Raw genomic sequence first — 14148 nt, forward strand, 5'->3', positions numbered from 1 at the left:
CATCTGCGGCTTTACAGGTCTGCTGAAGTCCAGGATCACGCCATTTATATAGGCCCGCAGATCGAGATTCTTTGAGACTAACTGCGACCCGTTGTATGGTCGGCTCATATGAATTTTGCGACCATCGAAGAGTTGGTCCGACAGAAATTCCATTGCAACACATCGTTAGGCCCTTGCGGCGCTCGACTATCTTCCCGCAGCTTGGCCAATTGTCGGCATTGAAAACACTACCTTTCCCGAACTAGAAAATTCCCCTCAAACTGGGGAAGTCCAACTCCAGCTGTGGTCATGTGTCTCTTGGAGATCAGTCACCTATAGACGACGAAAAAAGGCAGGCAAAACGGCAACATTACACCATTCGGAAATAGGGGACTAATTGCCCCACGTTATCTGTCAGTCGTCAGGGTTTTTGGGATTGATGGTGGTTTAGCTTAAGCGAGAGATTGGCTTTGGCCTGCCCCCCAATAAGTGGTCCGTTTTGAGAGAACGTGGTATAAATTTCGTATGGTTGCTTTGGGCTCGGATTGCTTCAAATTGACACCTCAAACGCTGCTTATTTGTTGTACTCGTCTAAGCACAACGTCTGCTATACGGCCAGCGAGATTGATTTCGTAAGTTCCACTTCCGGTCATCCGTGCCAACAATCGTTTGGCTTCCTTGATTTCCGCGCATCACTACGAATAATTCCGCTATGCCATCAACGTTCCGTTTGAAGGCGCTCCCATCTATTTTCTCGTTGATGCTGCGAACTCGTAACATAGTGCACAGCATTGGATCGTCCTCGCCTGGCTTTCTTTAAACCTTCCAAGGTTTGCGAAAATTATCGACCGACATCAGCGCTTTTCGTTCTGCCTTGCAGTCCGCGTATATTTCTGACAAAATGCAATGGAAACGTTTCCATTGAGAGGTGGAACTTGGGTCAAGCTGCTACCATCAAGGACGTTGCTCAACGAGCGGGCTGTGGAGTTGCCACCGCCAGCCGTGCCTTGAACAACACAGGCCCGACAAGCATGAAGATGCGCGAGCGCGTTCTGGAAGCGGCCAATGCGCTCAATTTCCAATTCAGCGAAGTAGGGCGGTCGCTGCAAAGCAGCACGACCCGCACGATCGGTTGCGTGGTGCCCTCTATAGAGAACCCAGTCTATGCTGATGCTGTTCAGGGCGCACAACAAGTGTTTCTGAACGCGGGTTACCAAATGCTTCTGATCTGCACCAATTACAGCGTAGAGGCAGAAGCTCACGCCGTACGCACATTGATTGCAAAACAAGTCGATGGAATTCTTCTTACTGTCAGCGATGCGCACAATAGCGATGGACTGGACCTGATAAGAAGCCGACAATTGCCACATTGCCTTCTTTTCAATGCAGCGCCTTCGGGCCAAACAAGTTGGTCGGTTGCTGACCATGCAGCGGCCGCTTCTGTGGCGGATGCATTTGCCGAAAACGGCCATTTCCACACCGGTTTTCTAGCGTTGAACTTTCTCAGCTCAGACCGCGCTCGCCAGCGGTTTGAAGGTTTTGTCGAACGATGCGGCGAACACGGTATGGCGAGGCCAGCACTGCTGGAAGTCGATGACGACGGAAACGATCTCACCGCGCATTTGCAAGAATTCTTGAGCGATAATCCTGATGTTACAGGCCTCTTCGCCTCCAACGATTTTCTAGCCCTTGCCGCCATTCGCAGCGCGCGCGAGCTTTTGATCGATGTGCCTCAAGATCTGTCGATCGTCGGATTTGACGGCATCAAGGTTGGCCAATTGGTCGACCCGAGCCTAGCAACGATTGAAACTGCGCCGCGTAGTTTAGGCGCCGGGGCAGGCAAAACGATCTTGTCGATGATCGACGGCACGGTTCCCCCGGACGTGCCGGAAAAAGAGCAAACATTCAGTTTCCGCGCCGGAGGTAGCCTTGTGCCTTTGAGCGCTGAAAGAAAAGACGATGGAAAGGTTGCAGCCTTCCCATCGTCAGACGTGCCAACCCGCAAGACAGCTAAAATCCAACAGGAGAGAACGAGATGAAACATAAACTTGCTGCGGCCCTCATGACAATGACGATGACGTCACCAACGCTGGCGCTGGCAGAAGATGCCGTGTGCTATAACTGCCCGCCACAATGGGCAGATTGGGCGTCGATGCTGAAGGCGATCGACAAAGAAATCGATATCCAGATGCCGCATGACAACAAGAATTCAGGTCAGACCCTTAGCCAGCTTATCGCGGAACGCGACAACCCGATTGCCGATGTCGCCTACTACGGCGTCACCACCGGCATCAAAGCGGGCAACGAGGGCGTGGCGACTGCTTACAAGCCTGCAAAATTTGATGAAATCCCGGAAGGTCTGAAAGACCCGGACGGAAAATGGTTCGCAATTCACTACGGCACGCTCGGGTTTTTCGTGAACGTGGACGCGCTTGGCGGTGCCGAGGTACCCAAATGTTTTGCAGACCTGACCAAGCCTGAATATCGCGGCATGGTTGGCTATCTCGATCCATCATCAGCCTTTGTAGGTTATGCTGGCGCTGTTGCCGTTAACCTGGCTTACGGCGGTGACCTCGACAACTTCGATCCGGCGATCAAGTTCTTCAATGATTTAGCGAAGAACTCCCCCATCGTGCCCAAGCAGACTTCGTTTGCCCGGGTCGTCTCCGGCGAGATTCCGATCCTCTTCGACTACGACTTCAATGCCTATCGCGGGAAGTATGAGGAAGATGGCAACTTTGAATTCGTGTTGCCCTGTGAAGGCTCGGTGCGGGTGCCTTACGTGATGAGCCTGGTCAACAACGGTCCCAATCCGGAGCTTGGCAAGCGCGTGTTGGACTTCATCTTGTCCGACAAGGGCCAGGCGATCTGGACGAATGCCTATCTGCAGCCGGCACGGCCTGTCGAACTTCCTGAGGAAGTCGCCAAGAAGTTTCTGCCTGCAAAGGAATACGAGCGCGCGGTCGCGGTCGATTATGGAAAAATGGAGAAGGTACAGGCCGCTTTTGGCGAACGCTATTTGTCGGAAGTCAAATAGTCCGATCCACGTTTCGTGACAGCGGGGTCGAGCATCCGCTCGACCTTCGCTCCCCGTTTTTCCGTTTCTGGTCGCCTCATGACAAATCGAAATTTCGTATTGCTGTGCCTGACGCCCTTGCTCGTCTTCTCTTTGGCATTCTTGGCGTTACCGCTCGTGCGTCTGTTTCTCGCCTCCGGTGAAGGCAGCAGCGGGTGGGCCGTCTATCTCGATATCCTGCGCAAGCCTCGCTACCTTAACACCTTGGTCTTGACGGTTCTCGTATCCTTGGCGACGACGTTTGCAGCACTCGCCGTATCAACGACCGCAGGCCTGTTCCTGCTGCGCAACCAGTTTCGGGGCCGAGGCGTGTTGCTATCGGTGCTGACCCTTCCGCTGGCCTTTCCCGGTGTTGTGATCGGTTTCCTGATTATTCTGCTCGGTGGTCGGCAAGGCTTGGTCAATCAACTCACCCCCGGCCACGTCGTCTTCGCATATTCGGTCGTAGGCCTGTTCCTCGGCTATCTGTACTTTTCAATTCCGCGGGTTCTGCTCACCGTGATGGCAGCCGCCGAAAAGCTCGACCCAGCGTTGGAGGAAGCCGCCCGGACCATGGGCGCCTCGCCCTACAGGGTGGTGATCGATGTGATCATTCCCGGGCTGATGCCATCACTGATCGCATCTGGCGCAATTGCATTTGCCACCGCCATGGGCGCGTTCGGAACGGCCTTCACACTGGCGACCGATATCGATGTGATCCCTATGGTGATCTACACCGAGTTCACGCTGTCGGCGAACATCGCCATGGCGGCTGCGCTCTCCATCGTTCTGGGTCTCGTGACGTGGGTGCTGTTGCTGATTGCGCGCAACCTGTCGGGCACAACCGTTGCGGCTGGGGGATAAAAATGGCTGATATGTTTAAGTCAAAGGCGAAAATACTGCAACTCACGGTCACTTTGCTGGCCTGCGCTTTTCTTCTGGTGCCTACCATCCTGTCTGTCATGGCGGGGCTTACGGTGAACTACTTCAAGGGTATCTCGTCCGGCCTCACGCTGAAGTGGGTTTTCCAAGTCTGGGAGCTCTATGCCGACAGCATCTTCCTGTCGATCTGGCTTGCACTTGCTTGCCTGGTCGTGACGCTGATTATTGGCTTGCCCGCAGCTTACGGGCTTGCTCGGCATCCCGGCTGGCTATCGCGCTTGCTGGAAGAGTTCATCTCGCTCCCATTGGCAGTTCCAGGCTTGGCACTCGCGCTTGCATTGCTGCAACTCTATGGGTCCATGAAGGGGTTTAGAACGTCGTGGACCTTCATTCTGGTCGGGCACGTTCTCTACACGCTGCCGTTCATGGTGCGATCCATTCTAGCGGTCCTGGCTTCAATGGACCTCAAGACGCTGGAGGAAGGGGCCGCTTCGCTGGGGGCCTCACCATTTCAAAGGTTCCGCGACATCGTCGTGCCCAATGCCATGCCGGGTATTCTGGCTGGTTCTCTCACGGTGGTGACTCTGTCGTTGGGAGAATTCAACCTGACATGGATGCTCCACACGCCGTATCTCAAGACGTTACCGGTCGGGTTGGCTGATAGCTACGCTTCGATGCGGCTGGAAATCGCGTCAGCCTACACCCTCGTCTTCTTCATAATTATCGTCCCGCTTTTGATGGCTATGCAATGGGCCTCGGCGCGTGCGCAGAGGATTGCACAATGACACTTAGCTTAACCAACACCGCAAAGACGTTTCCCGATGGGACACGGGCCCTGCTGCCGACTGACCTAAAGGTCGAGCAAGGAGAAATCGTCTCACTTCTGGGACCGTCCGGCTGTGGGAAAACAACGCTGCTCAGAATTATCGCCGGGTTGGAAACACCCAATGATGGCAGTGAAATCTGGTTCGACGATGATAACGTCACCAGCCTTTCGGTCGAGCGACGGAAGGTGGGCATGGTGTTCCAGTCCTACGCTCTTTTCCCCAACATGTCGGTGCGCGCCAACATTGGGTACGGACTGAAGATGCAGAAACTTCCCGCTAAGGAAATCGAGGCCCGCGTCACGGAAGTGCTGGAAATGTGCCAGCTTCAGGAGTTTTCTGCGCGCTCAATAACTGCTCTGTCAGGCGGACAACGCCAACGCGTGGCATTGGCGCGGGCAATCGCGCCGCGTCCGAGATTGCTTCTGCTGGACGAACCGCTTTCGGCTCTCGATGCCGCGTTGCGCGAGGCACTGCGCGATGAACTGGCTGTCCTCCTGCGGACATTCGACATCACCGCAATTTTCGTCACTCACGACCAAGATGAGGCCATGGCGATTGCTGACCGGGTCGCTGTTATGTCCGGCGGCCTTGTCGTTCAAAGCGGAACGCCGGAAGATCTATATCGCAAGCCCAACTCGGCTTTCGTTGCCGGTTTCGTCGGTAACGCCATGCGACTGGAAGGCAGGTGCGAAGGGGCACGTTTTTATCTAGATGGCGGAACACTGACCCTGCCGAGCGACGGTTCGGATCGGGATGTTTTTGTCCGGGCCGAAGACGTTGCGCTTCAAGCCGGAGGGTCTCTCGAAGGGCGGGTCGAAACCGTTACATTTCTCGGCACGCACTACCGTATTGGTTTGTCCGACATAATGCCGGGCTTACTGACCTCGACTTATGCCGGACAGAACGCTCCGCGCGTTGGTGAGACCGTGAGAGCTGAGATCAAGCCAGAGGCGCTGATGCTGCTTCCTAAAAGTGCGCAGAGTGCATGACCAAAATCATCCAGATCTCCGATCCCCATATCGTTCCGCATGGCCAGCTGGCTTATGGACAGGTTGATACAGCTTCGGCACTCGCAGAATGTGTCGAGACGATCAATCGACGTCTGCCGGATATCGGACCGATCGACATGGCGATCGTCACGGGCGATCTGACGGACTTCGGTACCGAGGAAGAATATCAGCGGTTTCGCGAGCTCATGTCGCCGCTTGCGATACCTTATCGCGCGGTGCCCGGTAATCATGATGACGTTTCGCTTATGCGGGCATGCTTTAGCGACGAGGACTGGATGCCGGCCGATGGTCCTATCAACTGGATCTCGGACTTCGAAAATCTCACGCTCATCGGATTGGATAGCAGCGTTCCAGACATGGCCCATGGCCACCTCGTTGACGACACGTTGGCGTTTCTGAAATCCGCACTCGCTGCACGAACGGGCAATCCGGTCATCGTTGCGCTGCACCACCCGCCCATCATGACCGGCATTGAAAAGATGGACATTCAAAACCTGCGCGAAAGCCGGAAACTGCAATCCATCCTATCCGACCACGAACACGAGTTACGGCTGATATGCGGCCATGTGCATCGCAATATCGTGGCACACTTCGGTGGTGCGATCTGTCAGGTCGCTCCGGGCATATCCCATGCCGTTACGATGGATCTTCGCGAGGGCGCCGCAAATTGCCTGAGCAAGGAACCGGGTGGTTTCATGCTACATGAAACGCGAAACGGTATCGTCAGCCACAGCATTCCGGTCGGTCGGTTTCCGGGTCCGTTTCTGTTTTATCCGGACAGTTGATCGCTATAACTCGAACGGAAGCTTCGACCCATGGGTGAACCAAACGTCTTGCTTTTCGCGCTGCACATAGCCGGTGCGGCTGCCCTGCTAATCTGGGCTGTCCGTTTGGTGCGCACGGGCGTCGAGCGTGCTTATGCCGTTCAGCTGCGCGCGTTTCTGCGACGCTCCAACACGAACCGTTTCCAGGCTCTCGGCAGCGGTCTGTTGGCTGCACTATGCTTGCAAAGCGCCACTGCCGTTGCCGTTCTCGTCTCGAACTTCGCCTCAAAAGGGGGATTGGGGCTGCTTGCGGGCCTCGCCATACTGCTGGGGGCGGACATCGGGTCCGCTATCGTTTCGCAGATACTGCTCGTGCGGCAGGATTTTCTGATTCCACTGCTCATGCTTTGTGGCGTCGTCCTGTTCCTGCGCGGTTCGCGCAACGAAATGCAACAATTCGGCCGCATGATGATCGGGGTGGCCTTGATCTTCGTGTCGCTCGACATGATCCGGGCGGCGACAGGCCCTCTCATGGACAGCGAGGCGGCGGCCAGCGTCATGGCGTATCTAGGCCGCGACATCATCACATCCTTTGTCATCGGCGCGTTGTTCGCTTGGGGCGTTCATTCCTCGGTCGCGGCAGTGTTATTTTTTGTTACGCTGACGGCACAGGGCCTCTTGCCGCCATCGGGTGCTGCAGCGATGGTTCTGGGGGCCAATGCGGGAGGTGCCTTTCTTGCGTATATATTGACCCTGACTGCCCCGCTCGCGGCACGTCGAATGATTGTCGCCAATCTTGTTCTGCGTGGAGGAGGTGCGGCACTCGTTCTCTTCTTCCTATCGAAGAGCAGCGGTAGCCTTGCTTGGTTGAGCGTCGAACCGGCTCGCCAAATCATCAACCTGCACCTCGTTTTCAACATTGCGCTTGCGTTGGTTTGTTTGCCGTTTCTGACTTGGGTGGCAGCTGCAACGGTCCGCTTGTTACCAGACCGTAGCGAAGTCCCGAGCGAGCTTTCCCAGAGTTCGGCACTCGATCCGACAACCCTCGACCGTCCGGCTAGCGCATTGTCCTGTGCGTCCCGCGAAGTGATGAAGATGGGGGAAGAGAGTGAGATCATGCTGCGGTCGGTTATAGCACTCTTCGAGAAATGGGATGCGCCAACTGCTGCGGCAATCACCCGCAAGTCGGAGCACGTCAGCGCAATGCACGCGAACATCAAGCATTTTCTAGCTCAGTTGGACCACGAGAAACTTTCCGATACCCAACAGGATAAAACAGGCGAACTCGCAACAATCGCGCTGAATTTGGAAGCCGCAGCAAATGCAATTGCTCACAGCCTTTTGGCTCAGGCCAATCAACTTCACGCCGACGGGGTGGCTTTTTCACAAGAGGGTTGGGCGGATCTTGCGGATTTTCACGACAGGGTACTGAGTAACACGCAACTTGCACTCAACGTCCTGATGACTGGAGCGCCGGACGCTGCCCGACAGTTGCTGAAGGCCAAAGACAAGGTGCGCAAGGTCGAACAAAAGCTGCAGGCGAACCATCTCGCGCGACTGCGCGACAACAACCCCGCCAGTTTTGAAACCAGTCAACTGCATCAGGATATTTTGCGAACATTGAAAAACATCAACGCTGCGTTTGCCGCTATCGGACATCCAGTTGCTTCGCGTTCAGGCGATTTGCTGTCAACGCGGCTCTCAAGCAAATCAAAATCAAGCCGTTCGATCTCGGATTGAGCGGTGAAATTAATATCTAATCTCCGAGTATTTTTTCAGGCCGATTTTCCAACTGATATAGCGACTGAACGGCGGTATACTAAAATTGATCTGAGTGATTATCTGGCAAGCCAGTGTCGAACTAGATAGGCCGTTGAGCACCATTATTGGCAAAGCAAGACCGGACGCCGACATAAGAATGTCCTCTATCTTGAAATTTGCGACGACTGCCAATTTACGCTTTCGGCCATGATGAACGACGCTTTTACAGCCTGGTCGCGAACTTAAGTGCATATTACGTGGCAACGGTTCGGTTTCGGCTGCGTTGAGTAGCATCTGGGCAGTTTGCTTGGACGCATTTGAGCACACAGACCGACCCGGAGAGCTTGAGCATGGCCAATTCGCCGCGACCAATCGCGATGATCGAAACGACGCTGACCATCAATGGAACACGCCACGAGGTGAACGCCGATCCGCGCACGACCTTGCTCGACGCGCTGCGCCACCATCTCGGGCTACACGGAACCAAAAAGGGCTGTGACCACGGTCAGTGCGGCGCTTGTACGGTTATGGTCGATGGTGAGCGCATCAACTCCTGCCTTGCGCTCGCATGCATGCATGATGGTGACGAGATCACGACGGTGGAAGGTCTCGGCCAACCGGGAAATCTGTCGCCCATGCAGGACGCTTTCGTGCGCCATGATGGCTATCAGTGCGGCTATTGCACGCCGGGGCAGGTGGTTTCCGCCACCGCCATGCTGGGCGAAGCCAAGCGTGGCTGGCCCTCCTTCGTATCAGACGATCTGGACACCGATGTAGCGCTGACCACGCAGGAAATTTCCGAACGCATGAGCGGCAATCTGTGCCGGTGTTCGGCCTATCCCGGCATCGTAAATGCCATTCTCGATGCAGACGGCCAACAGCCGGAGGGTGAAGCCGGTGCCGAAATCGTGAACCTGGTTTTGGAGGGTGCGCAATGAAGCCCTTCACCTATGAACGCGCTACGGCTGTAGCCGATGCCGGTCGCAGTGCTGCCATACCGGGCGCTGCCATAATCGCCGGAGGCACCAACCTTCTCGACCTGATGAAGCTGCAGGTGGAGACACCTGACACGCTGGTCGACGTTACGCGCCTCGACATGCACGCAATGGAAGCTGTCGATGACGGCTTTCGCATCGGCGCGCTGGTTACCAATTCAAACCTTGCTGCAGACCGCACTGTGCGCCGCGATTACGAGGTGCTGTCCCGCGCTCTCCTATCCGGCGCCACGGGGCAGCTGCGCAACAAGGCAACGACGGGCGGCAATCTGCTGCAACGTACGCGGTGCAATTATTTTCAGGACACCAACGCACGCTGTAACAAGCGGGAGCCAGGCTCCGGTTGCGATGCGATAGAAGGTTTGAACCGTATCCTCGCGGTGCTCGGTACATCCGATCATTGCATCGCGACCCACCCGTCCGACATGGCGGTCGCCATGCAGGCCTTGGACGCGACGGTGGAGGTGATGGCCGCCGACGGTTCATCCCGCAATGTTGCCTTGCAGGACTTCCATGTGTTGCCCGGCGACACGCCGCACATCGAAACCGTTCTTGAGGCGGGCGACCTCATCACCGCCGTTACTTTACCCAAGCCCGTGGACGGTTCGTTCCAGACTTACCGCAAGGCGCGCGACCGGGCGTCCTATGCGTTCGCCCTCATCTCTGTTGCAGCCGTCATCACCATAAAGGACGGCCGTTTCGACCATGTGGCGCTCGCCTTCGGTGGCCTCGGCCCAAAGCCCTGGCGAGACCCTGCCATCGAAGATGTGTTGCGCGGTGAAGAACCGTCGACGGCTCTCTTCGGCAAGGCAGCGGACGTGCTGCTGGCCGATGCTCGCGGCTACGGCCACAACGATTTCAAATTACCGCTCGCCTGCCGGATGATCGCATCCGTGCTGCGCGACGCATCCGAAAGCTGATCGCCATGGACCTGTCAAACCTCAACCCCTTCTCCTCATCCGACCATCGTGAAACCGGTCATCTGAAAATGGACAAGCCCGACACCAGTCGCCGTCTCGACGAGATGCAGCAGGGTGTGATTTCCAAGTCGCTGAACCGGCCCGATGGCCCTCTGAAAGTCTCCGGCACGGCGCGATACGCAGCTGAAGCGGAAGCCGATGACATGGCGACCGGTGTGCTGGTTGGCGCAATCATCCCTAAAGGCCGCGTCGTCTCCATTGACGAGGACGCGGCCATGAAAATGCCCGGCGTGCTGGGTGTGTTTCACGGTAAGAAACTGCTGCGCAATCCAGCGCAGGGCACTGCCAACCAAGCGCCCATTCAACCCGATGGCGAGGTCTCCTATATGGGCCAGCCCGTCGCGCTGGTCGTTGCGGAAAGCTTCGAGCAGGCACGGGATGCCGCTATCACTCTTGCGATCACCTACGAAGAAGATGATGACGGGGTCTTCGATCCAAAAATTGCCGAAAAAGAAAAGCCGGACGGCAAGCAGATCGATCAGGGCGATTTCGATGCTGCGATGCGCGACGCCGCAGCCACGGTGGACAGTCGCTACACGACACCTGTCCAATCCAGCGCGCCAATGGAGCCACACGCTTCAGTCGCACAATGGAACGGCGATCAGCTGACGTTGCACGGCAGCTACCAGATGCTGAACTACAACAAGAACGAGCTGGCGGATTCGCTCGGCATCGACGTGAAGAATGTGCGTATTCTGGCCCCCTATGTGGGCGGTGGCTTCGGCTCCAAACTTGGCATTGCGCCGGAAGCGGTGGCGGCAGCATTGGCTGCAAAGGCGCTTGAACGTCCGGTGCGGGTCGCCATGAGCCGCCGCACAGTATTCGAGACGACGATGCGGCGTTCCGAAACTAGTCAGCGCGTGCAGTTGGCTGCCGACAAGACCGGCAAGCTGTTGGGGCTGGCGCACCATGCATCAGTATCCAACCTACCGGACGAGGGTTTTACAGAACCTGTCGCTGCGGCCACGCATTTTCTTTATGGCGGCGGAAGCCGTCGGTTCACCTACGAAGTCGCCCGTCTGAACCGCAGTTGCGCTGGTTCCGTGCGAGCGCCGGGTGAAGCCGTCGGCATGTTGGCGCTGGAAAGCGCGATGGATGAACTGGCCCACGAACTCGATATCGACCCGATCGAGCTACGCGTCCGCAACATGCCGGAGAAGCATCCGGAGAGCGACATTCCCTATTCTGCGCGTAATTTCGAAGATTGTTTGCGGCAGGGAGCCAAACGCTTCGGCTGGGCAGACCGTCGCCCTGTGCCCGCCAGCCGTCGTGAAGGCGACTGGTGGATTGGCGTTGGCGTTGCCGGTGCTGCGCGCAGCAACATTTTGGGTGAATCGAAAGCACTCGTTACGTTGAACGCAGATGGCACCGCGTTGGTGGAAACCGACATGACGGATATCGGTACCGGCACATACACGATCCTCGCCCAGATCGCGGCGGAAATGCTGGGCCTGCCGTTGGAGAAGGTGACCGTCAGCTTGGGCGACAGCGAGTTGCCAGAAGGGCCCGGCTCCGGCGGCTCATGGGGCGCGCAATCGTCTGGCTCGTCGGTTTATCTCGCTTGCGAGGCCATCCGCACGAAGGTCGCCAAGGCGCTCGGTTGCGCGGCTGAAGATTTGACGTTGAAAGACGGCATCGCCACGGGCGGCAACAATCGCAAACCTCTTGCCGACCTGCTGGATGGGCCTATCGCACAAGAAGGCCATATCGAGCCCGGCGCGACGATGGAGAATTTCGACCAAGCCGGTTACGGCGCACACTTTGCCGAAGTGGCGGTGAACGCCATCACTGGCGAGACGCGGGTGCGCCGTATGCTGGGGGTGTTTGCCGCAGGCCGTATTCTCAACGCTCAGACTGCGCGTTCACAGTGCCATGGCGGCATGATCTGGGGCATCGGCGGTGCGTTGCATGAAGAGTTACACCACGATACCCGCGACGGCCATATGGTGAACGGTGATCTGGCGGAGTACCATGTGCCCGTGAATCTCGATGTGCCGCAGCTTGATGTCCTCTTCATTCACCAGCGCGACGACCACGCAAATCCGATTCAGGCCAAGGGCATCGGCGAATTGGGCATTTCGGGCGCAGGTGCGGCCATCACAAACGCGATCTTCAACGCGACCGGCGTACGGGTGCGCGACTATCCCGCCACGCTGGACAAGATACTGCCGTACCTTCCCGACTAGATGGGATTAACGAACGCCTGCAATGTCGATGATGAGAAGGAAATTGCCGAGATGAACCTGAAGCGAACAATCGGTCTATTCGCAGCCCTCGTGCTGCTCTCGGCATGTGCAGGAAAGTCCATCGATGCCATACCCGTTTCGGACTTCAATTCGCAGCGCTACTTGGGCAAATGGTACGAAATTGCACGGCTGGATCATTCATTCGAACGCGGCCTTTCCAATGTCACCGCCAGCTATGCCAAGCGGTCGGATGGCCAGATCAAAGTGGTCAATCGCGGGTTCGATGATGAAGCCGACAGGTTCAAACAGGCAACAGGGCGAGCTAAGTTTGCCGACGATCCGTCGAGTGGAAAGCTTCGCGTGTCGTTCTTCGGACCTTTCTTCGGGGACTACATCATCTTCGGCCTGAGCGATGATTACCGGCACGCCTACGTCAGCGGTGGCAACGACAAGTATCTCTGGCTGCTATCGAGATCACGTTCGGTTCCACCGTCCGTGCGGCGCGATTTCATCAAACGAGCCAATGCCTTGGGATACGATACTGGTGCGCTCATATGGGTCGATCAAAGTCGCACCGAATAACGGCTGAACTCTAGTTTCCATTTACGAACGCTTTTATAGGCAACCCTGATGTTAAAGATGTCCGGGTCTGGCCATTAAGGTCGAAAGCCGCTGTTGCTACTTTCATTTCAGTTAGATCTTAGTGAATGTAATCGCGAACCGAAGCCGCGTCCGCGATTTGGAGAATCCGTATAGCCGATGCCTGATCTCCAGATGAAAATTGTATTGGTAACTCCAGAAATTCCGTACAATACGGGCGCTATAGGTAGGACCTGTGTGGCGCTCAATTTGGAACTTATCCTAATTAGGCCTTACGGCTTTTCCCTTGACGAAAAGTCGGTGCGGCGCGCGGGTATGGACTATTGGAAACACTGTCAGCTCAGCGAATATGACGACTGGCATAACTTCCTAGATGATCGGAAGCCTCACCGCGACAAACTGTATTTTTTCGAGCAATACGGTGCTCGTAGCGTGTTCGAGCCTGACTATCCCAAGGATGCTTTTTTAGTCTTTGGCTGTGAGTCCAAAGGCCTGCCGAAGGTTGCATTAGATGGAATGGGCGATCGAACTTTCAATTTGCCCATGCTCAATCCGGCAGTCCGGTCACTGAATTTGGCAAATGTGGCTACAGCTGTCGTCTATCAAGCGATGCGTACACAGCTTGGCGGTTAGGCCACAAGCGACGTTTGCAACTGCAATCATCCGCTGCAATTTGTAAGCTGCAGAAGGCTTCAGCGCCGGCAAAGAGCCCGCTGAGTGCGAGCATTCTTTAGTTACCGCGTCCACGCTGACCTGTTCCCCTGAAACCTCCTCGATTTCGGGTTAGTCCTGTTTCCTGATCAAGGAGACGGACGATGAAGAGATCACGGTTCACGGACGAGCAGATCATCGGAATATTGAAAGAGCATCAGGCAGGCGCGACGGCGAAGGATATCTGCCGAAAGCACGGCATCAGCGACGCGACGTTTTACAAGTGGCGATCCCGTTTCGGCGGCATGGAGGTGTCGGAAGCTCGTCGGCTGAAGATATTGGAAGATGAGAACGCGAAGCTGAAGAAGCTGCTGGCTGAATCGATGCTTGATGTGTCGACATTGCGCGAGATGCTTTCAAAAAACTTCTAAGGCCCAGCTCGCGGCGTAACGCCGTGT

12 protein-coding genes and 1 pseudogene are annotated in these 14148 nt (G+C 56.2%); all 13 read left to right on the forward strand.

The genetic code is table 11. The annotated features are described in order from the left end of the window. Window positions 1–914 precede the first annotated feature (914 nt). The gene (locus tag R2A130_RS12325; RefSeq protein WP_009464824.1) at window positions 915–2018 is read left to right on the forward strand and encodes a LacI family DNA-binding transcriptional regulator; all 1104 of its coding nucleotides are present in this window, start codon (window positions 915–917) and stop codon (window positions 2016–2018) included. Then, window positions 2015–3016, forward strand: coding sequence for an ABC transporter substrate-binding protein (locus R2A130_RS12330; RefSeq protein WP_009464825.1), 1002 nt, complete (start codon window positions 2015–2017; stop codon window positions 3014–3016). The genes R2A130_RS12325 and R2A130_RS12330 overlap by 4 nt, the downstream gene beginning before the upstream one ends. Before the next feature lie 78 nt (window positions 3017–3094). Then, complete coding sequence (locus R2A130_RS12335) at window positions 3095–3898, forward strand: ABC transporter permease (RefSeq protein WP_009464826.1); 804 nt, start codon at window positions 3095–3097, stop codon at window positions 3896–3898. 2 nt (window positions 3899–3900) lie between these two features. Then, the gene (locus R2A130_RS12340) at window positions 3901–4701 is read left to right on the forward strand and encodes an ABC transporter permease (RefSeq protein WP_009464827.1); all 801 of its coding nucleotides are present in this window, start codon (window positions 3901–3903) and stop codon (window positions 4699–4701) included. Then, the gene (locus tag R2A130_RS12345; protein ID WP_040305933.1) at window positions 4698–5732 is read left to right on the forward strand and encodes an ABC transporter ATP-binding protein; all 1035 of its coding nucleotides are present in this window, start codon (window positions 4698–4700) and stop codon (window positions 5730–5732) included. The genes R2A130_RS12340 and R2A130_RS12345 overlap by 4 nt, the downstream gene beginning before the upstream one ends. Next, entirely contained in the window at window positions 5729–6538 is an 810-nt protein-coding gene (locus tag R2A130_RS12350; protein WP_009464829.1) for a phosphodiesterase, read from the forward strand. The genes R2A130_RS12345 and R2A130_RS12350 overlap by 4 nt, the downstream gene beginning before the upstream one ends. A 30-nt stretch (window positions 6539–6568) precedes the next feature. Beyond that, window positions 6569–8257, forward strand: a complete 1689-nt coding sequence (locus R2A130_RS12355; protein ID WP_009464830.1) for a Na/Pi cotransporter family protein — start codon at window positions 6569–6571, stop codon at window positions 8255–8257. Window positions 8258–8628: 371 nt separating this feature from the next. Beyond that, a complete protein-coding gene (locus R2A130_RS12365; protein ID WP_009464831.1) occupies window positions 8629–9216 on the forward strand; it encodes a 2Fe-2S iron-sulfur cluster-binding protein in 588 nt (195 codons plus the stop codon). Continuing rightward, a complete protein-coding gene (locus tag R2A130_RS12370) occupies window positions 9213–10193 on the forward strand; it encodes a xanthine dehydrogenase family protein subunit M (protein ID WP_009464832.1) in 981 nt (326 codons plus the stop codon). The genes R2A130_RS12365 and R2A130_RS12370 overlap by 4 nt, the downstream gene beginning before the upstream one ends. Before the next feature lie 5 nt (window positions 10194–10198). Then, a complete protein-coding gene (locus tag R2A130_RS12375; RefSeq protein ID WP_009464833.1) occupies window positions 10199–12439 on the forward strand; it encodes a xanthine dehydrogenase family protein molybdopterin-binding subunit in 2241 nt (746 codons plus the stop codon). Continuing rightward, window positions 12440–13021 (forward strand): lipocalin family protein, encoded by a 582-nt coding sequence (locus tag R2A130_RS12380; RefSeq protein WP_009464834.1) that lies wholly within the window; start codon window positions 12440–12442, stop codon window positions 13019–13021. A gap of 177 nt (window positions 13022–13198) precedes the next feature. Next, a complete protein-coding gene (locus R2A130_RS12385) occupies window positions 13199–13672 on the forward strand; it encodes a tRNA (cytidine(34)-2'-O)-methyltransferase (protein ID WP_040305936.1) in 474 nt (157 codons plus the stop codon). Between the two features lie 182 nt (window positions 13673–13854). Continuing rightward, window positions 13855–14148, forward strand: a pseudogene (locus tag R2A130_RS12390) (transposase); the annotation flags it as partial.

It is taken from the genome of Ahrensia sp. R2A130, assembly GCF_000179775.1.
Lineage (GTDB): Bacteria > Pseudomonadota > Alphaproteobacteria > Rhizobiales > Rhizobiaceae > Pseudahrensia.

What these genes read in the sequence shown, in the direction of transcription:
- R2A130_RS12330 (WP_009464825.1), top strand. Translation starts at nt 2,015, where the DNA reads ATGAAACATAAACTTGCTGCGGCCCTCATGACAATGACGATGACGTCA.
- R2A130_RS12335 (WP_009464826.1), top strand. Translation starts at nt 3,095, where the DNA reads ATGACAAATCGAAATTTCGTATTGCTGTGCCTGACGCCCTTGCTCGTC.
- R2A130_RS12340 (WP_009464827.1), top strand. Translation starts at nt 3,901, where the DNA reads ATGGCTGATATGTTTAAGTCAAAGGCGAAAATACTGCAACTCACGGTC.
- R2A130_RS12345 (WP_040305933.1), top strand. Translation starts at nt 4,698, where the DNA reads ATGACACTTAGCTTAACCAACACCGCAAAGACGTTTCCCGATGGGACA.
- R2A130_RS12350 (WP_009464829.1), top strand. Translation starts at nt 5,729, where the DNA reads ATGACCAAAATCATCCAGATCTCCGATCCCCATATCGTTCCGCATGGC.
- R2A130_RS12355 (WP_009464830.1), top strand. Translation starts at nt 6,569, where the DNA reads ATGGGTGAACCAAACGTCTTGCTTTTCGCGCTGCACATAGCCGGTGCG.
- R2A130_RS12365 (WP_009464831.1), top strand. Translation starts at nt 8,629, where the DNA reads ATGGCCAATTCGCCGCGACCAATCGCGATGATCGAAACGACGCTGACC.
- R2A130_RS12370 (WP_009464832.1), top strand. Translation starts at nt 9,213, where the DNA reads ATGAAGCCCTTCACCTATGAACGCGCTACGGCTGTAGCCGATGCCGGT.
- R2A130_RS12375 (WP_009464833.1), top strand. Translation starts at nt 10,199, where the DNA reads ATGGACCTGTCAAACCTCAACCCCTTCTCCTCATCCGACCATCGTGAA.
- R2A130_RS12380 (WP_009464834.1), top strand. Translation starts at nt 12,440, where the DNA reads ATGGGATTAACGAACGCCTGCAATGTCGATGATGAGAAGGAAATTGCC.
- R2A130_RS12385 (WP_040305936.1), top strand. Translation starts at nt 13,199, where the DNA reads ATGCCTGATCTCCAGATGAAAATTGTATTGGTAACTCCAGAAATTCCG.